This window comes from uncultured Chloroflexus sp. (assembly GCF_937951745.1).
GTDB lineage: Bacteria > Chloroflexota > Chloroflexia > Chloroflexales > Chloroflexaceae > Chloroflexus.
On the sequence record NZ_CALFBQ010000084.1, the window covers coordinates 1 to 25,485 of the forward strand.

Below are 25,485 nucleotides of genomic sequence, written 5' to 3' on the forward strand. Positions count from 1 at the left end.
TTGGCGCAGACGACCGGTGTCGATCACCCAATTGGCGCGGTCTTCGGGCAAGATGAAGTCGAGTTCGACCATCTGCCAATCGGCGATGGCGTCGGTGGTGGCAAAATCGGCCACGAACAGGGGGCCTGAGGCGAGGAAGGCAGGGATCGTCGGATTCGGGCCAACGGTGGGGGCGGGTGGTTCGGGGGGATACTGCAAAATCGGGCCACCCTCTTCGGCTTGGCTGGGACGGAGGGCAAAAACGAATGCCGTCACCACAGCAATCGCTACGGCGACCAGCGCCAACAGCGGCGTCAGAGTCATTTTGCGAGCCATTGAAACCTCCTCAGAAACGGGTCGTGCATGTGTCCCAAACGAAGAAGCAACCTTACTACGCCCCACGCAAAGCTGCCCGATACAGGGCAGCCAAATCGGCAGCAATCTGCTGCGAGGAAAACTGGCGGGCTAAGGCAACCGCGCGCGTGCTGTGGGCTTCCCATGTCGCCCGATCACGCAGCAACGCCACAATCGCCTCGCCAATGGCCGGGCCAGAACGAGGCTGAACAACCATGCCAGCTTGGGCGGCAGTGACGTAGGCACTAGCGCCGGTGGTAGAGGTCACAACCGGTGGCGTACCAGCAGCGCAGGCTTCAATTACCACCCGGCTAAACGACTCGGCGACCGACGGCACGACCACCACATCGGCCCCGGCGAGATAGGTCAACGCATCGTGATGCGGAATAGCCCCCGTGAGCAATACGTCGGCTGCCACTCCTAACTCAGCGGCGCGGCGGCGCAGGTAGGCGCCATAATCGCCAAACTGCGGTGTTGAGCGATTAGGCCCCACAATCAAGACCTGCGGCGCCAAGCCAGCTGCTCGCATCGTTGGCACCGCCTCGACCAGATACGCAATCCCCTTAAACGGATGCAGACGGTTCAAGCTCACGATAATCGGGCGCTGCGGATCGAGCTGATAACGGGCAACGAGCATCGCCCGGCTACGCGCACGAACATCCGCTAACGCCTCACCGGCTGGTGGAAAGCTATCGGCGGTAATGTTATAGGGAATAGCCGTCACCTTTGCCGGCGAAGCACCACGACCAATCGCCAACTCGCGAATCTGGGGCGAGTCGGCGCGGATCACCAGCGCACGGCGAAAGACATACGGCAAGACAGCACGCACAGCCCGAAAGCGGGCATAGCCATAATCATACTCTGGTTCGGCCATCACATCGGCGCCGGGCAACGTGACCGCAAGAGGCGGAGTTTGATGACCAGCCAACGCCGCAGCAAAACCAAGCGGAAAAGCCGTTTCGATGTGACAGAGGTCAAAAGCAGGAGCAGTTGCAAAAAAGCGGCGCAAGCCAACGATCGCACTGGCTAGGTAGGGGTAGGGAAAAATCGGGGCTAAGGCTCGATTCGCCACCTTGATAGGGAGCAGACCACTTGATGGCAGACGATGCACCACGATCCCATCTTCGATCACTCGAGTGGGACGACGCTGGTTGGTCGCCAAACTCAACACCTCAGCTTCTATTCCAAGCTCGCGCCAAGCCTGAATCACTTCGGTGTGAATTCGGTTCCCCATGGCCGCGCTATCGTAGCGGGGCAAAATGTACAAGATGCGCATATTGGATTCCATAGCCGGGTACATTCTACCATGAGAGTGACGTAAGCGAAGTCAATTTTGTTCCCGCGGTCATACGAACAGATTGCAATAGACGAGGCGAGTCGGCGGTGAAGGCAGGATCAACCTCAAGAGGAACAGCATGACCAGCGTAAGGATGCGCGCTTGCAGCACAGATAAAAGCAGCCATCTGCTCGTGCTCTTGCCAACACAACGATAGCGAGCAGAAGGAACCCGCTTGCCTTCCCCGCATTGGTCAACGAATGACTGCGCGCCCAGTGAGTCGCCGGTATCATTGCGAGCGCAGCGCGGATCGCTCGGTCGCTGTACGCTCGCGATCGACCAGCCGGGGCGGTAGTACAAGACCGCTGGCACAATCAATGGGATGACCAGACCCTTCGTAAGGGCCATCACCGGCAGCGCACACCACAGTATCTCCTACCCTTGTTGGGACAGAGGGACAGATGAACGCGGCTTACGCAGCGTAAACATCACGTACAGCGGATCAGTACGATCGAAGCGCTCTTCGAGCGGATGGACAATCCACGCGAGGAGCAGGTCTTTCAAGATAAACGTGCGCCAAAAGCGGGTCAAGCGGGTCTCGTGATAGCGCCAATTAAGGATCGAGCGACCAAACCCGCGCAGCGGGCTGATCTGCAACCCTGCCGGCTGGACATACACGCGCTGAATATCGGCGTCGTTGTAGAAGCGGAAAAAGGAACCGGGCTTCCCTTCTTGGACAAAGGCGTTGCGCGCCACGCGCTTAAAGCGCCGAATACCCTCGAAGAAACCGGTGCGTTCACCACTCGTGTAAGGGATGGTAATTACGGCAATGCCATCGGGCGCAAGCACGCGGCCAATCTCACGACCAACCGCTTCATCATCGGGGATGTGCTCGAGCGTGGAAACGGCGGCAATACGGGCGACTGAGTCTGAACGAAACGGCATTGCCGTTGCACTGGCCACAATCGGGAAAAACCGGCCATCACCGGGGCGAGCGGTTGCAGCACGTTTGGCTTGCTGCCAACGCACGCGATCGGCGTCGAGTTCGAGCACTACGACATCAAGCCCCTCTTTGGCCAGCATATGGGGAAATGACGAGGTACCGGAACCAATATCAACCACGAGATCGCCACGGCGAACATCAAGTGCCTTGGTCGCCCACGGATATTCGATCAAGCGCCAGAGGCTAAAATCGTTCACTGTACGACGCAAAATGCGCCATCCGTTGAGCGCCACTTCATACGCAATACATCGAAGGGCGCTTAGTCGAACCGGTTGTTGTTGAGAGCGATTCATGCACTTCACCACATGATGTTCATAGCCGCCCATAACGCGGCACCACAGTATAGCATGAGGTATTGAGGGGGGAACAACGAATGGTCGGGGCGAGATAGCCCCACCCCCGGCCCCCTCTGCCCCATCTGCCCCGGCCCCGCTGCCCCGCTGCCCCCTTGCCCCCTTGCCCCCTCTCCCACGAGGGGAGAGGGGGGATAGCCCAATCTCATCGCATCAGTCGCGAACGAATCCCTCTCCCACGAGGGGAGGGGGGGATGGTCTAGGTAGGGCGGAATGTATTCTGCCCCCGGTCAACCGGTTAGACGCGACGAGTACTCTCTCCGCAGTTCTCTGAGATGGGTTGGCAACTCTTGCAGAGAAAAAGTTTCTTACCATGGTTATGCTTTCGCAACGCAACTTCATTTCCAAGGAAGCAAATACCTCATTCCCAACAGTCAAAACCGCTTTGAGCATACCTTGTCGGCAAATTGCTCAAACAATCAAATGATTGACTATCATGCTACAATCAGAGTCGATCATGCGTCTTTGGGCAAGCTCTGGGTTTAGTTTTCTTGTCCACGTAGTTTGCAAACGGAACTACAGATCAGCCGGCAAGAGGGGTTGTTATGACTGTTGAGATCACCCGCGCAACGATCGACCGCTACAACCGTCCCGGCCCGCGTTACACCAGCTACCCCACTGTTCCGCACTGGAATGCCAATTTTACCGCCGATGACTATCTTGCAGCACTGCGCGATGTCGCCGCTACCCCTGATCCGATCAGTGTGTACGTCCATCTGCCCTTCTGCGCCGAACGGTGTGCCTACTGCGGGTGCAATGCGACATCAACCAAACGGGCCGAAGTGGTGGATCACTATCTTGACCGGCTCGAACGTGAGCTGGCGATGGTAACAACCACGCTCGGTACGGGGCACCGGGTAGTACAATTGCATTGGGGCGGTGGCACGCCCAATTTCTTGAATGAAGCACAAGCACGCCGTTTGATGGGTCTGCTGCGCGCCGCCTTTACCATTGACTCTGAGGCGGAAGTAGCGCTAGAGGTTGATCCGCGTATCAGCAGCCGCGAGCAGGTTTTCCTCTTCCGCGAGCTTGGTTTCAACCGAATCAGTTTCGGAGTGCAAGATATTGCCCACGATGTGCAAGTAGCGATCGGGCGAATCCAGCCGCTCAGCCAGACCGAGACGGTAGTGCTGGCGGCGCGCGATGCCGGCTTTGCCAGCGTGAATATCGATCTGGTCTACGGCTTGCCCTACCAGACGCCGGCCAGCTTTGCAGCGACGTTGCAGGCGATGATTGATCTGCGGCCTGACCGGATTGCCTGTTTTAGCTATGCGCACCTGCCGCAGGCGCGGCCAAACCAGAAGTGGGTCGATGCGCGCCAGTTGCCAACCGGCTACGACAAGTTCCAGCTCTTCCGGCAAGCTATTGACGCTTTCACTGCGGTAGGATATGAATGGATCGGGATGGATCACTTTGCGCTGGCCGATGACGAATTGGCGGTAGCAGCGCGCGAGCGGCGGTTGCAGCGCAACTTTATGGGCTACACGGTGCTGCCGGCGCCGCACCAGATCGGCTTCGGCATGAGCGCAATCGGTGATTTGGCCGGACGCTACGCGCAGAACGACGCTCATCTTGGTCATTATCAGCGGGCAATTGACGCTGGCCATTTGCCAATTACGCGCGGTATGCGGCTCAGTGACGATGATCTGATGCGGCGGAAGGCGATTATGCATCTAATGTGCAATCTTGAGGTGCCGTTTGATCTGGAATTGCCGCCGCACGGGCAACGGCTCGGCGAGGCATTGGCCGCCGAGATCGAACGGATCGCGGCCTTCGCTGACGATGGGTTGGTTGAGGTAGAATCGCGCCGCTTGCGCGTCACCGAGCGCGGCAGGTTCTTTGTGCGGAATCTAGCGATGGAGTTGGATCGCTATCTACAACAGGCGACGGAACGGCCGATCTTTTCGAGCACGGTATGAGGAGTAGCGGGTATGATGGCAGCATACGACAGTGTCGTGATCGGGGGCGGCATCGGCGGGTTGGCGGCAGCCTACACCCTGTATAAACGAGGGTACCGAGTGCTGGTGATCGAAGCGGCCAACCGGGTTGGCGGCGTGATCCACAGTGTCACTACTCCAGAAGGGTTTACGCTCGATTGCGGGCCAAACACGCTGGGCACGAAAGATGTGCGGTTGTGGCAAGAGTTGATCGATCTTGGCTTACACGAGCGCATCACACCGGCAACGCGCTATGGCAAGCGACGGTTCATCTTGATCAACGGCAAGCCGGTTGAAATCCCCAGTTCACCAGTCAGTTTGGTGACAACGCCGCTCCTCTCGTGGCAAGGCAAGTTGCGCGTGCTCGCCGAACCATTCGTCAAGAACGCACCGACCAGCGCCGACGAGAGCGTAGCCGCCTTTTTCAGCCGTCGGATCGGCCAAGAAGCCACTGCACGGCTGATCGATCCATTTGTGGCCGGAGTCTACGCTGGCGATCCGAATCAACTGTCAGTAGCGGCCGTCTTCCCCTCGTTATGGGAAGCGGCTCAGCGTGGCGGCAGTATCGTGCGTGGGATGCTCAAGCGCCCGAAGCAGAAACCGGCGGTGAGTGAACCCAAGATGCGTAGTCGCACCTTCAGCTTCCGGGCCGGTTTGGCCGAGTGGCCACGTGGGTTAGCCCGCGCACTTGGTACTGGTACCGTGCTCACCGGGCGAAAAGCAGTAGGCCTGCGCGAGCGTGACGGTTTTTGGGAGGTGACAGTTGACGGAACCGGTGCGATCGAAACGATCACTGCCCGCAGTGTAATCATTGCCACCCCCGCCTACGCCGCCGCCGAGCTAATCGAGTCGCTCGACTCGAACGCTGCTAGCGCGCTGCGCGGTATCCCGTATGCACCGGTAGCCGTGGTGCATCTTGGCTTCCGCCGTGAGCAACTCTCACGCGAGCTACACGGGTTTGGCGTACTCGCTCCTTCCAGCGAACGGCGACAGTTCCTCGGCATTCTATGGGCTTCCAGCCTCTTCCCGCACGTCGCGCCGGCTGATCGGGCGCTGACGATTACGCTGGCCGGAGGTGCGATCCGGCCTGAATTGGCCGAGCAAAGTGAAGAAGCTCTGATTGAAGCGGCGATCCGTGACAATCAGCAGGTGCTAGGCATCAGTGGCCAACCGCTACTGACCCACGTCACGCGCTGGCGCTATGCGATCCCACAGTACACCTTCGGCCATCGCGAACGAATGGCGGCGATCGAGCGGCTTGAGCAACGCTGGCCAACCTTGCAGTTGACCGGCAGCTACCGCGGTGGCGTCGGCGTACCCAAGACATGGGCCACCGGCGTGCAAGCTGGCGAGCGGGTGGCAGCCGCGCTTGATGCACAAAGCGCCACCCCTACCACCTTCGAGCAGACGCGCGGGTAAGGTGCAACCTAAGCATGCGTTATGGAATGCGGCAGGGCAACTGCCGCATTCCATCGTCGCGGCGGTAGTTACTCTGCTGTACCCTCTAGTGACGGTTCACGCTACCCCAACGACTGTCCCTCGCTGTCTCACCAATGCAGTACAATACTAACATTCATTGCCAAAAAAGCCGGCTTCTAGGAGAGGGACAATGGACAGACATGACCGCATCGCGGGCGGGTTGTACGGTCTCTTGATCGGCGATGCGCTAGGGGTACCTTACGAATTCCACCCACCCACAGCTCTCCCGCCACCCAAACAAATTGACATGCAACCGCCGGTTGGCTTCCCACGCAGCCACCCCAACGTCCCGCCGGGAACGTGGTCGGATGACGGGGCCTTAGCCTTGGCCTTGCTTGACTCATTGCTCACGTGTGACCGGCTCGATCTCGAAGACTTTGCGCTCAAACTACGAAAGTGGTATGAACAGGGCGCGTATACCCCCGACGGCATCGTCTTCGATGCCGGCATTCAGACCGTCAAAGCAATTCAGGCATTGCAAAGCGGCATTCCGCCATACCGGTCAGGGCCGGCAGGCGAACACGACAATGGCAACGGTTCACTTATGCGCGTATTGCCATTGGCGCTCTGGCATACCGGCGATGATCGGGCACTGGTAGCCGATGCACACATGCAATCGTTGCCAACCCACGGTCACCTACGGGCACAAATCTGTTGCGCATTGTACTGCTTGTGGGCACGGTACGAGCTAGCTGGCGACGAGGCAGCGTGGTCAACGGCGAGTGATCGATTGCGCGACATCTACGGCAACGGGCAAGCGCGAATCGAGCTTGAGACGTATGTGCGGCCTGATGATCCCTTGCCGGGTGAAGGCAAGGGATACGTAGTCGATACACTCCGCTCGGCACGGTGGGCAGTTATGCAAGGTACCAGCTTCGAAGCGGTGGTACGGGCAGCAATCGGGCTTGGCTACGACACTGACACCACCGCTTGCGTCGCGGGCGGGATTGCCGGTATCCGCTACGGCCTCAGCGGCATCCCTGAAGGCTGGCGACAACAACTGCGCGGGCAGGAATTGGTGCAAGCATTGCTGGCACGGTTATGGCAACACCATGGGTAAAGGGCAGGCATACGCGCCCCCTACCCGGGCCGGCTTAGCGTTTTCAGCTGCAAACTCAACTGCTGATGGATCACTCGTGCAATCTGCATGGCCCCATCGCGTGGGACAGCGTGTTTGAGACGCTCAACCGTTGCGGCATAACGGGCCGGGTCTTCGAGACTGCTGACTGCGGCGATAATCCGCTCGTTGGTAGGACAAAAGAAACCCAGCTCGTAATTTAGCACAAAATCAATATTACCGTGCTCTTGAATCCCAACCGCTTCGGTCACGATCACCGGCTTACGCATTACCAAGGCTTCCATCAACGTACCGGGACCAGCCTTCGTGACCACCACATCACTCGCCGCCATCAGCTCTTCCATATTGTTCACAAAACCAAACAGATGGGTATGCGGCAAGCGCGGCCCATGACGCAGCTCTTCGTACAATGCACGATTCTTCCCAGTGACAACGAGCAACTGCTTATCAGGCATCTGCTGCTCGAACGTCTGCACCAACTCACCGAGCCGGCCCGACCCCACGCCGCCGGCAGTCAGCAAGACAGTGAAGCGATCGGGATCAAACCCCAACGCGCGACGCACCGTAGGCGCATCACGATTCTCGGCGGCAAACTTGGGATGCACTGGAAAGCCGCAACGCTGCAACTGGCTCGGCTTCATACCGCGCTTGTGCATCAGACGGTAGGCCTCATCGGTTGGGGTCAGAGCAAGATCAACGCCGGGATAGCTCCATGCCGCATGGAGCGTAACGAGATCAGTCACGACGGTCACGACCCGAAACGCATTCTGCCGGCGCCGACGGGCTGCGCAGACGAGGCGATGCACTAACGGATGGGTGACAACCACCAGCCGTGGGCGACGTTCGGCCAGCAGGCGTTCGAGATTCTGGCGGGCAATCAGATAAACCACCCGCGAGAGAAAGCCAACGGTTGAGCGCGAATTGGTCAATTGAAACGAGAAATTGTACAGTTTCAGCCAGCGAGTCGAGAGCTGGTCATAAAGACCGGGAGCGCTGCGCACACCGGGCACATTCGTGGCCTGCAACAGATCTTCAATAGCCCACGTCATACTCCCGCCCGACAACTGTTCAAGCGCCGCGCTAATCGCCACTGCTGCGCTGCGATGGCCGCCGCCGGTATCAGAAATCGCAAATAGCACATCAATCGGTTGCCGGTTCATAGGTTTCTCAATCATGGCGATGTTGATCAAGATCGGCAATCACTTTCTCAGCAATCTCAAGAGCTGCCCGTGGCCGAGCCGCCGCCTGCGCGCACTGGCGCATTTCCAACAACATGGTTGGATGGTTGAGCAGATTGAGCACGGCCCGCGGCGTCGATTCGCACATCCGCAATTGGATGCCGCTGCCGGTGCTGACCACATAATCGGCATTCCATTCCTCGTGGCCGGGGATGGGGTCAATAATCACCATCGGCGTCCCCCGCGCCATCACCTCGCTGACAATCAAGCCACCCGCTTTGGTAATCACCACATCGCTCGCCGTAATCAGATCATCGACGTAATCGATAAAACCAAGCACACGCAGATCGACATTCGGGGTCGAAATAAAATCGCTCAGTGACTCAACCAGCGTGGTATTGCGGCCAGCCACCACCACAAGGGTCGCCTTGAGTTCACTTTGCATTAAGCCGCTGACGATTTGACGCACGTGATCATCATCAACCCCACCGCCAAACAAAGTTATAACGGTCGTATCAAGCGGCAAATCACGCCGACTGCGCGCCTCGCAGCAGTCGTTTGGCTGGGCAAATTGGGGATCGATCGGAATCCCGCTCACCACGATCTGTTGCGGACTGATCCCGCGTTCAATCAGTTGCGCACGGGTCTGATCATCACCGACAAAATACCCATCAATCTCGGTGTACGTCCAGAAGGTATGAGCCGCATAATCGGTAATCACGCAATAGACCGGCTCGGTCAGGCGTGCGCTACGTTTATAGCCGACAAGCAGCTCCATCGGCAAGAAGTGAGTACAGATAATCACTTCTGGTTGAAACGCGCGCAGCACCTCTTTGAGACCATTGGTGCCGATGCTTTCAACCAGTTTACGAATATTGTTCGTAATTTCAGATAAATTCGGATCGGCGTTGGTCTGGGTATAAAAATACCCCCATATCAGCGGCGCCCGGTCGGTCAATTCAAGGTACGAGCGCGCATAAGCGAGACGGAACAGGCGCGAGGTATGATCAAGCACATCCTCAACCCGCACCTCTCCCGGCTGGCGACGGCTAAACGCAGCGGCCAACGCTTCGGCTGCGCGTTTGTGGCCTGTGCCCACCGATGCGTGCAAAATCAAGACTCGCGGCATAACAGTATCTCCGGCGAGGCGCCATCTCGGCGCGCAGGTAGTTGCTCACTTAACGGTATGGTACCATGTTTCGCCGCTATGTGTGGCGAGGAGCCACACCGTTAGTTGACACCCCCGTCGGGGTGTGGTACGATGCCACTACCTTTAATACAGCCCTGTGAGGCTGTAAAGGAGCATGTATTGATGAACCAGAACGCGACCCGGCCTGAAATGCCGTTATCCCTTTGCCCCGCCGCGGTGGGCAAGGGTTTTTTTGTTTGCGCAGCCCGCCGTATGCGGCAGTGCGGAGGAAGGCATGAGCAACGAGAAACAGATTCTGTCAGCCGACGAGATTCGGAGAGCGCTAGTACGAATCGCCCACGAGATTGACGAGCGCAACGGTGGTCTGCGCGACGTGGTGATCGTGGGTATTCGCAGTCGCGGGGTCCCGCTTGCCGAGCGGATCGCCGCTGCGATCGCCGATTTTGATGGCACGCGCGTGCCAGTCGGCCAACTTGACATTACGCTCTACCGCGACGATTTGAAGCTGCGCGGCCCGGCAGCGCGCGTGCGTAAGACCGATCTGCCGATTGACATTACCGGCAAGACGGTGGTGCTGGTGGATGATGTCCTCTTCACCGGACGAACTGTACGGGCCGCACTCGATGCAATTGCCGATCTGGGCCGTCCAGCCCGGATTCAACTGGCCGTATTGATCGACCGCGGCCACCGCGAATTGCCAATCCGGGCCGACTTCGTCGGCAAAAATGTACCAACCTCGCTGTCAGAGCGGGTCATGGTGCGCCTGCGCGAAACCGACGGGGTTGATGAAGTTGTGATTCAGCGAGGTGCAAGCAATGAGTGAACTGCGCCGCCACGCGATCGATCTCGATGACTTTAGCGCCGCCGAGATCGAAGAGATTTTAGAGACTGCCGAAAGCATGCGCGAAGTGCTTGGGCGCGAGATCAAGCAAGTGCCGGTGCTGCGCGGCAAAACCGTTGTCAATATGTTCTTTGAAGAGAGCACCCGCACCCGCATCTCGTTCGAGCTAGCCGCCCGCGCATTATCGGCCAACGTCGTCGCATTCACTGCTCGCGGCAGCAGCGTCGAAAAGGGCGAGTCGCTAGTTGACACCGTGCGCACGTTACAGGCGCTCGGCGCTGACATGATCGTCATGCGGCACAGCCAATCGGGCGCACCCTATTTAGTGGCGCGCCATTTTCGCGGCTCGCTGATCAATGCTGGCGACGGACGCCACGCCCATCCGACACAGGCATTGCTTGACCTGTACACAATGCGCAGCCGGCTCGGCCAGATTCGTGATCTCCATGTGGTGATTGTCGGCGACATTTTGCACAGCCGGGTGGCTCGCTCGAACTTGTGGGGCTTGACTCGGCTTGGCGCGCGAGTAACGCTCTGCGGCCCACCGACTCTGATCGGGCCGGCTGCGTTCTGGACGGCAACATGGCCAACGATCCGCATTGTTCACGAGCTTGACCCGATTTTGCCCGAAGCAGACGTGGTTATGGCGTTACGATTGCAAAAAGAGCGCATGCAGAGCGGATTGCTGCCGGCACTGCGCGAATATACCCGAGTCTACGGGCTCACCGTCGAACGATTGGCCCGCCTGCCCAAGCACGCGATTGTGATGCATCCCGGCCCGATGAACGAAGGCATCGAGATCTTTCCTGAAGTCGCAACGGCATCGTCGGCAGCGATTGAAGAACAAGTCACCAACGGCGTCGCCGTGCGGATGGCGCTGCTCTACCGAATGGCCGGTTAAGGGGGATACAATGCGGTATCTGATCAAAAATGGCACGATTATCGATCCGGCTAACCGGGTGGCGACGATCGGCGATATTCTGGTTGCAAACGGCAAAGTGGAGCGTTTGTACGATCTCGCCGACTTACATAGCGAACGCGAGCCGCTCGGGCCTGATGTGGAAGTGATTAATGCGCGCGGCTGCGTAGTGGCACCGGGGTTTACCGACCTCCACACCCATCTGCGCCAACCGGGTGAAGAGCACAAAGAGACGATTGCCAGCGCCAGCGCCGCGGCAGCGGTCGGGGGGTTCACCACTCTCTGCGCGCGCCCAACGACGCGCCCCATACCCGACAATGCCGCCGCGATCCGGCAGTTGCGCGAATTGGCTGACAGTTATGGCAGCGTGCGGATCGATCTGATCGGCGCGTTGACGCTGGGCAACGAGGGGCGCGCATTGAGCGAGATGCGTGAACTGGCGGAAGCCGGCTGCATCGCCTTCAGTGATGGCGGGCGCACGATTACCGATGCGGCGCTGATGCGCAATGCGATGGCTTACGCGGCGGCCTTGGGATTGCCAGTGATGGTGAGCTGCCAAGATCCGCATCTCGCTGCTGGCGGCGTCGCTCACGAGGGTGCGGTGAGCATCCGGCTGGGGCTGCCCGGCATCCCCGCTGCCGCTGAAGAGGCGATTGTCGCCCGCGATATTGCACTGGCTGAAGCAACTGGCGCGCATCTGCACATCAGCCGGGTTAGCACTACCGGCAGCGTGGCGCTCATCCGCACTGCCCGCGCGCGTGGCGTGCGGGTGACCGCCGAAGTGACGCCACACCACCTGACCCTCACCGACCGCTGGCTGCTCGGCTGGCTGGAAGAGCGCCACGAAATCGAGATGGGCCGGCCCGGCGCGCATCCCGATCTCAGCCTGCCGTCGTGGCTCAATCCAGCTTTGCTGCCGCCATACGATAGTTCGACCCGCGTTGACCCGCCGCTGCGCAATATCGAACACGTCGAGGCGTTGATTGAAGGGTTGCGCGACGGTGTCATTGATGCCATTGCCGTTGACCACGCGCCGCACGCGCTGGTCGATCGCGACTGCGAATACGGTATTGCGCCACCCGGTATCAGCGGGCTTGAGACGGCGTTGGCGTTGGCGTTAACTCTTGTGCATCGTGGCGAGATGGACATTGTCAATCTGATTGCCAAATTGACCGAAGGGCCAGCGCAGGTCCTTAATCGATCACCTGCCAATTTACGCCCCGGCGCAACTGCCGATATTGTTATCTTCGATCCTGAACGTAGTTGGGTTGTCGATCCCGATCACTTTGTTTCGTATGGACGGAACACGCCATTGCGTGGCCAGCGGCTCAAAGGACAAGTGATGTTAACGATGGCCGCCGGTAAGATTGTCTTCCGCCGTGACGATTTTGGCCGACAGGCCCAAGCAGCACCACAACCATCACGGTTAGAAGGCATTTTGGAGACGGAGTAACCAGTAAACCCTGCGATACTACGAGAGCATGAACGACGCCGCTGGTTTGCAGCGGCGTCACGTTTTCTCGGTCAAAACCACCGTACCTATCGTCTCGTCTCACGGTGTTGGAAAAATGTTTCATGGTAAGATGCTCGTAGCGAACCTACACGTGACACACCTATAGCTACCAGTTGGAGGGGCTATGAGTAATCCGATCACGATTCTAATTGCTGATGATCATACGATGTTCCGGCAAGGGCTGCGCGAAATCCTTGAGCGTAAAGGCGGCTTTCAAGTGGTAGCCGAAGTGCGCGATGGCGTAGCCGCGGTCGAGGCAGCCAAAACGACCAAACCCGATATTGCCTTGCTCGATGTTTCGATGCCAGTGATGACGGGGATCGAAGCGGCACGCCAGATCGCACAGGTAAGCCCAAATACCCGCTGTGTCGTCCTGACGATGCACCGCGATGAGCAGACCGTACTCGAAGCGTTGCGCGCCGGAGCCAACGCGTATCTGCTGAAAGACGCGGATGCCAACGAATTGATCGAAGCCATTCATGTTGTCTACCGCGGAGAAGCAGCCTTGGCCGGCAGCGCCGCCGCGCGCGTGCTTGATCTGCTGCGGCGCAATGACAACGCGCCGGCGCTCAACGAAGTGTTGACGCCGCGCGAACGCGATATTCTCGCGCTTGTGGCTCAAGGCGACGATAACCGCGCCATCGCGCTTAAGTTGAGCTTGGCTGAAAAGACGGTTGGCAATCGCCTGAGCGAAATCTTCCAGAAGTTGGGGGTGAGTAATCGCACCCAAGCGGCGATCGTGGCGGTGCAACGCGGGCTGGTACCGCCGCCGGAGTTGCGGTAGGGTTGCATTCCCCGCCTTCGGCCCTCAGATTGCAGGCGGCACGGCAAAAAGTGACGCATCAATCGCTAGCCGCGTTGCATTCCCTGCTGCTTCGACCCTCAGATTGCAGGAGCGGAACGCAGCAACGCGCTGCTTTTGCACAAGCGGGAGGGGGTGAGGGTGCAATCTGCCGTGTCTCCCGACCCTACAGGGCCGGGCTAAGGTTACGAAGCCCGCTGCGCGGGCTGGGGATAGGGGCGAGAATGTACCCGCACTTCCCAAAGTTATCTATCGGCGAGGATTTCATTTCATAGACTGGTTGGATTTCACACTAGATTGAGGAATCGTGCTGACACTTACCGGCATACACCACGTGACTGCCATTTCTGCCGATATCCGGCGCAACTATGACGTTTATACCCGTGTGCTGGGGATGCGGCTGGTGAAGCGCACCGTTAACCAAGATGACACGCGCGCCTATCATTTGTTCTACGCCGATGGGGCCGGCACACCCGGCAGTGACTTGACCTTCTTCGACTGGCCGCTGCCGCGTGAGCGGCGGGGGACAAACAGTATCACCCGCACGATGCTGCGCGTCAACGGCGCAGCGAGTTTGGTATGGTGGACTGAGCGATTGCGCGCCGAAGGGGTGAAAACCGGTGATATTATCGAGCGCAATGGCAGATTAACGCTCGATCTGGAAGACCCGGAAGGGCAACGGCTATCGCTCGTCGATGACGGCGGAACGGGTACGTTTGTGCCGTGGGAGCAGAGTTCGGTGCCGCCTGAATATCAGATTCGCGGGTTAGGGCCGGTGATACTCAGCGTGGCGAGCCTCGACCTCACTGACACTATGCTGCGCATGGTGCTGAGCATGCAACCGCAGCGCACCTATCCGCATCCCGACTTCCCCGACGACGCGGTGCATGTCTATACAATGGGCAACGGCGGGCCAGCGGCAGAAGTTCACGTCGTCGCCCAACCTCACTTGCCACCTGCACAAGCAGGAGCCGGCGGCGTTCATCACGTCGCTTTCCGGGTACCGACCTTTGCTGAGCATACGGCGTGGGCGCAGCGGCTGCGCGAATTGGGCATTCCCAACAGCGGCATCGTCGATCGCTACTACTTCCGCAGCCTGTACGTTCGCGAATCGAACGGCATCCTCTTTGAGCTGGCCACCGACGAACCGGGCTTTGCGGTTGATGAACCAGTAGCAGCGCTCGGTGAACGGTTAGCATTGCCGCCATTCCTCGAACCGCACCGGCCAGCGATTGAAGCTGGATTAAAACCATTGGTCGCAAACTGATAAACGCCACAACTGGGAACTTCTCCCCATCACGATGGGAAGACGGCCCCTTGGCCGCCTTTTTGCTTATCGGTATACTAACGATGCAATCGCAAGCATTTTGCTCATCATTGTGGAGGATGCCACATGACGATATTTGTAAATAGCTTGAAAACGGTTGGTCTGCTTGGCCTGCTCACTGGCCTCTTTATTGTGATCGGCGGCGCAGTTGGCGGCCAGCTCGGCATGATCATCGCCTTCGTTTTGGCCATTGTGATGAATATGGGCGCGTGGTGGTTTTCCGACAAACTTGCGCTGAAGATGAGCGGCGCGCAAGAGGTCTCACCAAGTGAAGCGCCCGAATTGCATGCAATGGTTGAAGAATTGTCGCGCCGGGCGGGCATTCCCAAGCCGCGGGTATACATCATCGACACTGATGCACCCAACGCTTTTGCTACCGGACGCGACCCTGAGCACGGCGCAGTGGCAGTGACCACTGGCATTGCCCGCCTGCTCACTCGCGAAGAGCTTGCCGGCGTGATTGCACACGAGCTGGCGCACATCAAGCATCGCGACACGCTGATCTCATCAATTGCGGCGACGATCGCTGGCGCAATTGGCATGTTGGCCGATATGGTGATGTGGGGAATGATTTTTGCCGGTCTTGGCGGTAGTGATGAGGAAGAAGGTGGTGGCATCGCGGGCTTGGTGGGAGGTGTGCTCACTGCGATGCTAGCCCCAATCATGGCTCTGATTATTCAGATGGCAATCTCGCGCTCGCGTGAGTACATGGCTGATGCTGGCGGCGCGCAAATCCTTGGCAATCCGTTACCACTAGCAAGCGCGCTTGAGAAGATCGAGTGGGCGGCTAGCCGGATGCCGATGGAGGAAGCTCGCCCAGCGACTGCACACCTGTACATCGTCAATCCGATACTGGGCGGGCTGGCCGGTCTCTTCCGTACCCACCCAGAGACGCACAAACGGATCTCGCGTCTGCGCGCGATGGCCAATCGTAGTGGCAACCCTGCGCTTATGGCCTAATCAGCTCTCACGTAGCGCGTTACTATAGATTTCCTCCTTCCCCCTTTCAGCAGGCGTCGCTCAATGGTGAGCGGCGCCTGTTTTGCGGTACAATGCTGGCAATAGGCGTTAGACAGTCGTGTTTCACCAACCAACGATGATCAACATTAGCACAGTGCGATTATCTCTAACCAAACATAGCAGACTTCTTATGAAACAACTCCTCCTTATCATCAGCATGTTTGCCGTACTAGTCGGCTGCATGCTGCCGGTCGAGAAACCGCCAGAGTACGTTTTGCCCACAGCTACGCCACTCGCCAGCTCAGGCTCAACCAATGCCCCACCCCGATCACCAACACCAATCACGACAGAGATACCCGAATCGAACAGTGAGATTGATGAGATCGCGCTGATTGATGCCGCTGCTCGCCTGCCGCGTGATCAGATCGAACTCGCTCGCCAACTAGGCACATGCCGCCCAGCGCCAGACGAATGCCCTGACGTTGCCCGTACTACACCGCTTGAGGTGCAAGTTGGCGAGCAGCAAACCTTCTTTGTGACCGACTTTGGCACCAATACACAGTATGAAATCACGGCCGAGCTGCGCTATGCCGGGCCGGTAGTGCTCATGTATGTGGAAACCGGCGTTCCTTACAATCAGCGAGATTTAGAGCGCGCAGCGCGTATCTTTGAGCAAGAGATTTACCCGCGCACTCGCGAAATTTTTGGCAGTGAAGCGCAACCCGGTGTTGATGGCGATAACCGGATCACAATTCTCAATGCTGTCGAGCGCAGCCGCCAAATCCTCGGCTACTACTCGTCGAGCGACTCGCTAACACGCCAAGTCAATCGCTACAGCAATGAGCGCGAGATGTTCTTTATGAACATCGAACTCATGCCGTTCGACAGTGATACCTACCTTGACGTGCTGGCTCACGAATTTCAGCACATGATTCACCAGAACGAACAAGCGAGCAGCGCGCTCTGGCTGAACGAAGGCATGTCGCAATTAGCCGAAGATCTCAACGGCTTTCAGAGTGATGGTTTCATTCCACTGTACCTACGCAATACCGACATTCAACTGACGGGATGGGGCTTTGCGCCGGGCCAATCAGGAGTGCATTACGGTGCAGCCCATCTTTTTATGCGCTACATCTACGCCCAATACGCCGGCAAAGACCAACTGCGGCCACTCATCCGCGCAAACGCGGGGAACAACCTCGAAGCATTCGTCGAACTTGCCGCGCGCACCCGACCTGACATTACCCATTTTCGCCAGATTATGGCCGATTGGGCGGTTGCCAATCTGATCAATAACCCCAAGGTAGGTGATGGACGTTACACCTACGATACCGGCACCGAATTGAGCAATTTGTTGCCGCGCACTGTACGCCCAGACGTAATAGACAACCGCCACAGCGACGACATCGTGCAGTTTGGGGTTGATTATCTATCGTTGCCACGCAATACACGCACCGTCACCTTCCGCGGCGACACCACCGTGCGGATCGCCGGACAGATGCCACGCGGACGCTATGCATGGTGGAGCAACCGCAGCGACGATAGCATTGCAACGCTCACGCGCAAGATCGATCTGCGCGGCGTCAGTTCGGCCACACTCATCTTCGACACGTGGTTCGAGATCGAAGACGATTATGACTACGCTTTCGTCACCGTCTCAACCGATGGTGGTCGAACATGGGAGACTCTACCCGGCAAATGGACAACCGACTATGACCCACAGGGGGTGAATTACGGCCACGGGTTAACCGGGGTGTCGGGTAGACCAGAGGCAAACATAGAAGATGGCCTGCGCGGGCGCTGGGTGAGCGAGCAGATGGATCTGACGCCATTTGCCGGGCAAGAGGTATTGCTGCGCTTTTGGTCGATCAATGATCAAGGGGTGCATGCGCCGGGGATTATGATTGACAACATCGCCATTCCTGAAATCGGCTTCCGCGATGATGTAGAAAGCGGGACGGGCGATTGGGAAGCTGCTGGCTTTGTGCGGATTGACGGCGATCTGCCGCAGCAGTGGGAATTACGGCTGGTGCGCACGGCGGCCAATGGCCAGATCACCGTCGAGGCGTTGGAAGTCAATGCTGATGGCGTCGCGACGGCAACGTTGAACAACGGCGAGCGGGGGGTATTGGTCGTGATTGCGGTCACACCGCATACCGGTGAACGGGCGCGGTACGAGGTGATCTGCAGCGACACCGGGGCATAGCGTGCTATGCCTTTCCGAGAGGCTACAGGTGAGATTTCCACTTAGCATGCGCTGGCTGCTAGCCGCCATCGTCTTGATCGTCGCAGCGGCGGTGATCATTGTTAGCCGTGCCCATCAGCCACGCCGCCTTGCCCCTCTGGTCGCTGAGTTCAGCGGGGGCGGCGCGACGCTGGCGCTCAGAAGGGCGCTGCTGCCAGCACAGACTGATATGCTGCGGATCAGCGTTGCGCCGCTGGCGCTGCCGGCCAGCGCCAGCCTCGACGCAATCACTGCCGAGCTATCCACTGCACTCGCCTACGTCAGCGCACGCACTGCCACGACCCTTTCCGAGCCAATAACGATCACGATTAACACCGAAGCGAATTGCACGTTGCACGGCGTAGCCTACACGCAGAATCGCGAAGTACAAGTCTTTACCTGTGCCGCCATTCCATCTGACCGCGTCGTTGCCATTCTAGCGCACGAACTTGTCCACCAATTAGCCCACGACTACTACGGTGATGCGCATCTCAACAGTGACCCGATCGTACTCGAAGGCTGGGCAACGTGGGGCGCAGGACACTACTGGCTGAGCCGGCACGCCACCTTCCGCGACTTCCTTGGCGGGGAAGCGCCGCTGCCATTGGCAGCCAACCATCTCGGCCGGCCCGTCGCCGAAATGAACACCCTCTACTACCAGTGGGCCAGCTTCGTCGAATATCTGCTGGTCACGTATGGCCGCGAGGCCTTCGACCGGCTTTACCGCAGCGGCAATAGCACACCCGGCAGCGCCGATTATCAAGGCGTCTATGGGGTTGATTTAGCAACCCTTGAAGCCGCTTGGCAGGAGTGGTTACGGTAGCGACAAGCGGGGCACGTCATACCTTGCCCCGCTTCAATGTCAATCACCCGGCATGTGGGTGCGGCGAGCAACGCCATCCTCGATTGCGGCCCGCGCCACCGCAGCAGCGATGGCCGGCACAATCTGGCGATTAAAAACACTCGGCACGATATAGTCTTCGTTCATCTCTTCAGCCGGAATGGCATCGGCCAGCGCATTAGCAGCGGCGAGCCGCATCGCCGAAGTGATTTTACGGGCATTGACATCGAGCGCGCCGCGGAAGATCCCGGGGAAGCTCAGCACATTATTGATCTGGTTTGGCTGATCGCTGCGCCCGGTCGCGACCACCCGAGCATACTGGCGCAGCATATCGGGATCGCCTTCGGGAATGGGGTTGGCCAACGCAAAGACAATCGGATCGGCGCTCATTGACCGCACATGATCAGGGGTGAGGATATTACCCTTTGACACGCCGATAAACACATCGGCCCCGCGCAGAGCGACAGCTAGATCGCCGCGCCGGCGCTCGCGGTTGGTCAACGAAGCGATAATGCGTTGCATTGGCGTCTGGCGGGCATGATCCCCTTCAACCAAGATGCCAAACCGATCCACTGCTGTAATCTCACCGACACCGGCTTCGAGCAGCGTGCGAATAATCGCAGTACCCGCAGCGCCGATACCATTCACCACCACGCGCACATCGGCCAGCGTCTTGCTCACCAGACGCAAGGCGTTGCGGAGGGCGGCCAACACTACCACAGCAGTGCCATGCTGGTCATCGTGCATCACGGGCAGATCGAGGCTTTCTTCGAGCCGGCCCTCGACAATAAAGCAATTAGGGGCGGAAATGTCTTCGAGATTGATGCCGCCGAAACTGGGCGCAATCTGCTCAACCGTCTGCACGATCACGTCAGGATCCTGCGAACGCAGACAAATCGGCACTGCGTCAATATTGGCCAGCTCTTTAAACAGGATCGCCTTGCCCTCCATCACCGGCATGGCCGCTTCGGGGCCAAGATTGCCCAAACCGAGAATGGCCGAACCATCGCTGACTACCGCCACACTGTTCCCTTTCCACGTCAACGAATAAACCTTTTCGGGATCGTCGGCGATAGCGCGGCAGACGCGGGCCACCCCCGGCGTATAGGCCAGTGAGAGGTTATCACGGGTCTTTAGCGATACGCGGCTCTGGGTAGCAAGCTTGCCGCCGAGGTGGGCCAGAAAGACACGGTCACTCACCTGAAGCACTTTAATGTTCGGGAGCGTGTTGATTGCGGCTACCAGTCGCTCGCCGTGCTGTTCATCTTGTACGCGCACGGTGATGTCGCGCACGAGAATGTTGCGTTCGACGCGGACAATATCGATCGCGCCGATGTCGCCGCCGACCTCGCCAATTAGGGTTGTGAGCCGGCCTAACATACCGGGCCGATTCTCAATTTGGCAGCGCAAGGTCAGCGTATAAGCCACCCCAACGGACATACCCTTCACCTCGTTTTCTGGCTGTAACACACAAAAATGCCCGTCACGTTGACAGGCATCACTGCCTTATTCTTGTATAGTACCACAAGTAACAAATGTGGTGAGCAGGTGCTGCAAGCCCGGCAGGGAACGGAGATAGGATTGGGAAGCCCGCTGCGCGGGCCGAGTTGGAACAGCCCCCAAGAGACACAAGAAGCACCAGCGGAATAGCTGTAGAGAGCCACAAAAGGCACAACTTGTACTCTCATTTTCGCGTCTTTTGTGTCCTTTTGTGGCTATTCACAGCTTTTATCGCCGATACTGACGCGGCGCGACACCGACCTCACGCTTGAACGCCTTGCTAAACGCCGCTTCGGAATGATAGCCGACCCGCTCGGCAATCTCGCTCACCCGCATATGGGGATGTTCGGTAAGTAACCGAGCAGCTAGTTGCATGCGCCAGCGGGTGAGATAAGCGATTGGCCCCTCGCCAGTCAGAGCAGAAAAACGAGCGGCAAAAGCCGATCGCGAACAAGCCACGGCCTGCGCTAGCGCAGTAACAGTCCATGGCTGCTGGGGCTGGCTATGGATGAGGCCGAGCGCCTTGCCAATCAGCGGATCGTGCAGCGCGCCAAGCCAACCACAACGCTCGACTCCTTGCAACTCAACCCAGCGCTGGATGATCTGAATAAACAGAATATCAGCCAGCCGGCGCAAAACCACCTCTTTGCCGGGGCGGTCGGCTTCGGCTTCGGCAGCCATCAATGCCAGTACACTGGCAAACGTGCCTGCTTCGCGATGTGGAATATAGACGATCCGGGGCATCTGTTGCAGCAGCGGCAACAGATCGCGTCGCTCAATATCGAACGTCCCGCACAGCACGATCGCAGTTGGTTGATCGCTCCAGCGCATCAATGCGCAGCTTCCCCACTGATCCAGTTCAAGATTACGGAAGAGGGGCGCGGTCGGCGTTTCGCAGAGGGTATGCTCGTCGCCACCGGGTAAGAGCAGCACATCACCCTCACCCACCGGCAGCAAGGTATCATCGCCGGCTAACCGCACATAGCCGTTACCGCGATGCAGCACATGAAAGACTGCGCATGGGTGCGGCGCAAAGTGCAAGCCCCACGGCGAACCAAGCTCAGAACGGCAGTAGACACTGCTGCTGAGGCGTAACGTATCGAGGATGTAGGTGAGTGTATCCATGATGGGTGGACGATCGGCAAAAATATACGGATAGATCAACATAGATCATCCAGTATTGTTCCATTATAGTCTCGGTATAAGCCGTCTGCTAAGGGGAGAAATGCCGATGCATCCACCACCGAAAGGGGCGCAGCCCTTCATCTACACCCTGCTGGTTTTACTACACATCTTGGCCGCGATGACAGCGGTTGGCTTAAACGCCAGTTATGCCATTTGGATTGCCCGCGGTACGCGCAATCCTGCTAGCTTGCCATTTGCGCCGCACGGCGTCAAGTTTATTGATGACTACGTGGCTAATCCCTGCTACCTCATTGGGGCCGTCACCAGCACACTCATGATTGCAGGGGCAAGAGCGTCGTACCATTGTTGTGGATAGCGATCGCACTCTCCCTTGTGGCGAGGACAATGGCGTATGGCCTCTACACCCCCTTGCTCAGCCGGCAAATCAAGATGCTCGAGGCAACGAGTATCAGACACTAGCGCGCCGTTCCAATCAGGTCGGCGTCGCAATGGGCATACTGGTGATCATTATTCCGGCGCTCAAAATCTTTGAACCGCCGTTCTGGTAAGCACACCACAGGAGCAATTGTATGGTAAGCATCCGGATCGTCCATCTCATTTATACCTTCGCGGTTGGACTTTTTGCCGGCCTGCTCTACACCTTCGAGCAAGGCGTGATCCCAACGCTAGCTACGCTGAACGCCACCGAGTACGCACATGTCGAACAGGGTCTGATTCGGGCGCTCGACGCCTTTCCAACAGGTGTTATCGTCGTGGCGAATCTAGCGATGTGGCTACCATTGTACCCGCTCATCCGGCTATGGTCGCAGCGTCACACGACCTATTGGCGACTCACAGCATTGGGATGGGCGCTGTTCTTTTTTGGGGTTGGCGTCTTTACGATCGTGTTAAACGTGCCGATCAACAATGCTGTCTTGGCGTGGGATCAAGCAGCGCCGCCGGCAGATTGGGCACAAGTGCGAGAAGCATGGAATCAATTGAATGCGATCCGGACGCCGATCAACTACGTGAGTTTTGGCTTGTTGATCTGGGCGGCGTTTGGAGAGGGAGAGGCGAGCGGATAAATGAATTCTTCCGTTCGCTAGCTTTTTCAGCAACAGCGCATCCTGATTCTATGTGATTGCTGCGGGTGTTCCATTCGCAGCCACCACTCGCAGAATAGTCATTCACTATGCGCATCCCCCCTCGCCAACCACAGCGCAACTTACGCCAGCAGACCGTGGTACAATGCCGCCAAGACACATACCACAGGAATACGATCATGAATCCTGACATCATCCGTATCATTGTAGCGCTGATCATTGCGGTGTTGCTCCTAGCACAATTTCAGCGCAGCGCTGCCGGTTCGCGGCGGCGGCTCGCGTTTGGGTTAGGAGCAGCAGCGATGGTGGTGATTGCCACGTCAAATATGGTTACGACAGCGCTCTTACCGCTCATGGTAGTGGGTGGCGGATTGGCACTAGCGGCGGTATGGTTGCTCTGGCAGGCATACCAGCGCGGCGAGTTAGAGGATCGCTTTGATCGCGCCCGGCGCTACTTGGAATCGGAACGGCGCCGCTATGATGAACACAAGCGGGGAGGTTCGCGCGATGATTGATCTAGAGATGATTGGCCGGCGAGCGAAGAAGGCGGCGCGTGCGCTGGCAAATCTGGCGACCGAGCAAAAGAATGCTGCGCTCCATGCGCTTGCCGATGGCCTGCTGGCGCGGCAAAACGAGATATTGGCCGCGAATGCGGCTGATGTGGCTGATGCCGAACGGGCTGGCACGCCGCCGGCGATTGTCGATCGGATGCTGTTGACCGAAGCGCGGCTGAAAGCGATTGCTGACGATTGCCGGAAGGTAGCGGAGTTACCCGATCCAGTAGGTGAAATCTTCGATCAGCGCGAGTTGCCGTCGGGGTTGCGCTTGTATAAGCGGCGGGTACCGATCGGTGTGATTGGCGCGATTTACGAGGCGCGCCCGAATGTAACGGTTGACATTGCTGCGTTGTGCCTCAAAGCCGGTAATGCGGTAATCTTACGCGGTGGCAGCGATATTGGGCGTAGCGTCGCCGCGACCACCACTGTTATTGCCGGCGCCTTGAAGGAGGCCGGTCTGCCAGTGTTTGCAGTCCAGAGCATTACCGATCCCGACCGCGAGTTAGTGCGGCAGTTACTGCGGCTGGATCGCTATGTGGATATGATAATCCCGCGCGGTGGCGCTAGCCTGCACCGCTTCTGCGTTGAAAATGCGACGGTGCCGGTGATTGTCGGCGGGATGGGCGTAAGCCATATTTATGTCGAGCCGAGTGCTGACTTTGCCCGTTCGGTGCCGGTGATTGTGAATGCCAAGGTGCAGCGACCGGGAGCATGCAATGCACTCGACACGCTGCTAGTGCATCGTGACGCGGCGACGGCCTTCTTGCCGATGGTCGCTGCGGCATTGGCCCAGCATGGCGTCGAGATGCGTTGTGATCTTGAGGCGCTGGCAATCCTGTCGGATGCGCCCGGTCATGAAGCATGGAACATCAAACCGGCTGAGCCAGCCGATTTTGGGCGCGAGTTTCTTGCTCTGATTGTGGCGATTAAGGTGGTGGGTGATATTGACGAGGCGCTCGATCATATCGCCCAGTACGGTGGTCATTCTGAAGCTATCCTAACCGGCGATCCGATCAGCGCAGCTCGATTTACGCGCGAAGTCGATGCGACCGCAGTGTTTGTTAATGCGAGTACCCGCTTCAACGATGGCGGTCAGTTCGGCTTGGGGGCTGAAGTGGCGATCTCAACCAACCGGCTGCACGCACGCGGGCCGATGGGATTGCGGGAATTGACGACGTATACGTGGATCGGCGAGGGAGATTATTTGGTGCGAGCATGATCAGATTGCGCTTGGCCCACCTCTACCCGGATCACATGAATGTCTATGGCGATCGCGGCAACGTGATCGCCCTGCGCCAACGTTGCCTGCGACGCGGCATTGAGCTAGAGGTTATTCCTGTAAATCCCGGTGATATGATTGACTGGGGATCGGTCGATCTGGCGTTTTTCGGCGGCGGTCAAGATAGCGGGCAGACGCTGATCACAACCGATCTGATCGAGCGGCAGGGGCCGGGATTGCGGGCCGCGATGGAGAACGATCTGGTTATGCTGGCAATCTGTGGCGGCTACCAATTGCTCGGTCACTACTTCCTTACCCACACCGGCGAGCGGCTGCCCGGTTTAGGGGTGCTGGATGTGCATACCATCGCCGGCAAACAGCGGATGATCGGCAACATTGTGATCGAGGTTGATCTAGGACGGGGGCCGTGGCGATTGGTGGGGTTTGAGAACCACAGCGGGCGCACCTTCCACGGGGCAAGTGTCAAACCACTAGGCAAGGTACTAGCCGGCTATGGCGACAACGGCCAAGACGGCTGGGGCGGTGCAATCTACCGCAATACGTTTGGGTGTTATCTGCACGGTGCGTTGTTGCCGAAAAATCCGCAACTGACCGATCACTTGATCAGGCTGGCGCTGCGCCGGCGCTACGGGGCGCAGGTCGAACTAGCGCCGTTGCCTGCCGAACGCGAATTAGCAGCACAGCGCGTGATGGTACAGCGGTTAATAGGGCAGACTTAGTGAAATGGGAGACGGATATACACGGAT

At 58.3% G+C, this 25,485-nt stretch carries 23 protein-coding genes and 1 pseudogene; 16 read left to right on the forward strand and 8 right to left on the reverse strand.

Annotated features, from left to right (window positions below; translation table 11 throughout):
• The 4 genes and pseudogenes from Q1A59_RS17175 to Q1A59_RS17190 all read right to left on the reverse strand — a co-directional run.
• Positions 1 to 315, reverse strand: a pseudogene (locus Q1A59_RS17175) (hypothetical protein); the annotation flags it as partial.
• A gap of 55 nt (positions 316 to 370) precedes the next feature.
• A complete protein-coding gene (locus Q1A59_RS17180) occupies positions 371 to 1,609 on the reverse strand; it encodes a glycosyltransferase family 4 protein (RefSeq protein ID WP_299645286.1) in 1,239 nt (412 codons plus the stop codon).
• 69 nt (positions 1,610 to 1,678) lie between these two features.
• Positions 1,679 to 2,017: a hypothetical protein gene (locus Q1A59_RS17185; RefSeq protein WP_298408455.1), complete on the reverse strand. Its 339-nt coding sequence runs from the start codon at positions 2,015 to 2,017 to the stop codon at positions 1,679 to 1,681.
• A gap of 27 nt (positions 2,018 to 2,044) precedes the next feature.
• Entirely contained in the window at positions 2,045 to 2,905 is an 861-nt protein-coding gene (locus Q1A59_RS17190) for a class I SAM-dependent methyltransferase (protein ID WP_298408457.1), read from the reverse strand.
• 605 nt (positions 2,906 to 3,510) lie between these two features.
• On the opposite strand from Q1A59_RS17190, the gene hemN reads away from it, so the two are divergent.
• From hemN to Q1A59_RS17205, 3 genes are all read left to right on the forward strand, one after another.
• Positions 3,511 to 4,884 carry an oxygen-independent coproporphyrinogen III oxidase gene (gene hemN, locus Q1A59_RS17195; protein ID WP_298408460.1) on the forward strand — a complete coding sequence of 458 codons (1,374 nt, stop codon included), beginning with the start codon at positions 3,511 to 3,513 and terminating at the stop codon, positions 4,882 to 4,884.
• 12 nt (positions 4,885 to 4,896) lie between these two features.
• Positions 4,897 to 6,321: a protoporphyrinogen oxidase gene (hemG, locus tag Q1A59_RS17200; RefSeq protein WP_298408463.1), complete on the forward strand. Its 1,425-nt coding sequence runs from the start codon at positions 4,897 to 4,899 to the stop codon at positions 6,319 to 6,321.
• A gap of 190 nt (positions 6,322 to 6,511) precedes the next feature.
• Positions 6,512 to 7,441 (forward strand): ADP-ribosylglycohydrolase family protein, encoded by a 930-nt coding sequence (locus Q1A59_RS17205; RefSeq protein ID WP_298408465.1) that lies wholly within the window; start codon positions 6,512 to 6,514, stop codon positions 7,439 to 7,441.
• 20 nt (positions 7,442 to 7,461) lie between these two features.
• On the opposite strand, the gene Q1A59_RS17210 is transcribed toward Q1A59_RS17205, so the two are convergent.
• Together Q1A59_RS17210 and Q1A59_RS17215 are read right to left on the reverse strand one after the other, a co-directional pair.
• Complete coding sequence (locus Q1A59_RS17210) at positions 7,462 to 8,619, reverse strand: MGDG synthase family glycosyltransferase (RefSeq protein WP_298408469.1); 1,158 nt, start codon at positions 8,617 to 8,619, stop codon at positions 7,462 to 7,464.
• Between the two features lie 7 nt (positions 8,620 to 8,626).
• A complete protein-coding gene (locus Q1A59_RS17215; protein WP_298408471.1) occupies positions 8,627 to 9,766 on the reverse strand; it encodes an MGDG synthase family glycosyltransferase in 1,140 nt (379 codons plus the stop codon).
• 295 nt (positions 9,767 to 10,061) lie between these two features.
• Between Q1A59_RS17215 and pyrR the strand changes: the two genes are divergently transcribed.
• From pyrR to Q1A59_RS17255, 8 genes are all read left to right on the forward strand, one after another.
• Positions 10,062 to 10,610 carry a bifunctional pyr operon transcriptional regulator/uracil phosphoribosyltransferase PyrR gene (gene pyrR / locus Q1A59_RS17220; protein ID WP_066784946.1) on the forward strand — a complete coding sequence of 183 codons (549 nt, stop codon included), beginning with the start codon at positions 10,062 to 10,064 and terminating at the stop codon, positions 10,608 to 10,610.
• Entirely contained in the window at positions 10,603 to 11,529 is a 927-nt protein-coding gene (locus Q1A59_RS17225) for an aspartate carbamoyltransferase catalytic subunit (RefSeq protein ID WP_298482045.1), read from the forward strand. Before pyrR ends, Q1A59_RS17225 begins: the two co-directional genes overlap by 8 nt.
• Positions 11,530 to 11,539: 10 nt before the next feature.
• A complete protein-coding gene (locus Q1A59_RS17230; protein ID WP_298408481.1) occupies positions 11,540 to 13,000 on the forward strand; it encodes a dihydroorotase in 1,461 nt (486 codons plus the stop codon).
• 184 nt (positions 13,001 to 13,184) lie between these two features.
• Complete coding sequence (locus tag Q1A59_RS17235) at positions 13,185 to 13,844, forward strand: response regulator transcription factor (RefSeq protein ID WP_298408484.1); 660 nt, start codon at positions 13,185 to 13,187, stop codon at positions 13,842 to 13,844.
• A gap of 325 nt (positions 13,845 to 14,169) precedes the next feature.
• Positions 14,170 to 15,129, forward strand: a complete 960-nt coding sequence (locus Q1A59_RS17240) for a ring-cleaving dioxygenase (protein ID WP_299645287.1) — start codon at positions 14,170 to 14,172, stop codon at positions 15,127 to 15,129.
• Positions 15,130 to 15,255: 126 nt separating this feature from the next.
• Positions 15,256 to 16,149 (forward strand): zinc metalloprotease HtpX, encoded by an 894-nt coding sequence (gene htpX, locus Q1A59_RS17245; RefSeq protein WP_298408490.1) that lies wholly within the window; start codon positions 15,256 to 15,258, stop codon positions 16,147 to 16,149.
• A 190-nt stretch (positions 16,150 to 16,339) separates the two neighbouring features.
• Positions 16,340 to 18,355, forward strand: a complete 2,016-nt coding sequence (locus Q1A59_RS17250) for an immune inhibitor A domain-containing protein (RefSeq protein WP_298408492.1) — start codon at positions 16,340 to 16,342, stop codon at positions 18,353 to 18,355.
• Positions 18,356 to 18,383: 28 nt separating this feature from the next.
• Complete coding sequence (locus Q1A59_RS17255; RefSeq protein WP_298408494.1) at positions 18,384 to 19,196, forward strand: hypothetical protein; 813 nt, start codon at positions 18,384 to 18,386, stop codon at positions 19,194 to 19,196.
• 39 nt (positions 19,197 to 19,235) lie between these two features.
• Here Q1A59_RS17255 and Q1A59_RS17260 read toward each other — a convergent pair whose 3' ends face one another.
• Positions 19,236 to 20,654, reverse strand: a complete 1,419-nt coding sequence (locus Q1A59_RS17260) for a malic enzyme-like NAD(P)-binding protein (protein WP_299645288.1) — start codon at positions 20,652 to 20,654, stop codon at positions 19,236 to 19,238.
• A gap of 288 nt (positions 20,655 to 20,942) precedes the next feature.
• Positions 20,943 to 21,881 carry an AraC family transcriptional regulator gene (locus tag Q1A59_RS17265; protein ID WP_298408513.1) on the reverse strand — a complete coding sequence of 313 codons (939 nt, stop codon included), beginning with the start codon at positions 21,879 to 21,881 and terminating at the stop codon, positions 20,943 to 20,945.
• A 64-nt stretch (positions 21,882 to 21,945) separates the two neighbouring features.
• Between Q1A59_RS17265 and Q1A59_RS17270 the strand changes: the two genes are divergently transcribed.
• The 5 genes from Q1A59_RS17270 (at position 21,946) to Q1A59_RS17290 (ending at position 25,458) form a co-directional block, all read left to right on the forward strand.
• Positions 21,946 to 22,215: a hypothetical protein gene (locus tag Q1A59_RS17270; protein ID WP_299645289.1), complete on the forward strand. Its 270-nt coding sequence runs from the start codon at positions 21,946 to 21,948 to the stop codon at positions 22,213 to 22,215.
• Between the two features lie 214 nt (positions 22,216 to 22,429).
• Positions 22,430 to 22,924, forward strand: coding sequence for a DUF1772 domain-containing protein (locus Q1A59_RS17275; protein WP_299645290.1), 495 nt, complete (start codon positions 22,430 to 22,432; stop codon positions 22,922 to 22,924).
• A gap of 197 nt (positions 22,925 to 23,121) precedes the next feature.
• A complete protein-coding gene (locus tag Q1A59_RS17280) occupies positions 23,122 to 23,457 on the forward strand; it encodes a hypothetical protein (RefSeq protein ID WP_298408521.1) in 336 nt (111 codons plus the stop codon).
• The gene (locus Q1A59_RS17285; protein WP_299645291.1) at positions 23,450 to 24,718 is read left to right on the forward strand and encodes a glutamate-5-semialdehyde dehydrogenase; all 1,269 of its coding nucleotides are present in this window, start codon (positions 23,450 to 23,452) and stop codon (positions 24,716 to 24,718) included. Before Q1A59_RS17280 ends, Q1A59_RS17285 begins: the two co-directional genes overlap by 8 nt.
• Positions 24,715 to 25,458, forward strand: coding sequence for a type 1 glutamine amidotransferase (locus Q1A59_RS17290; RefSeq protein WP_298408531.1), 744 nt, complete (start codon positions 24,715 to 24,717; stop codon positions 25,456 to 25,458). Before Q1A59_RS17285 ends, Q1A59_RS17290 begins: the two co-directional genes overlap by 4 nt.
• Positions 25,459 to 25,485: the final 27 nt, after the last annotated feature.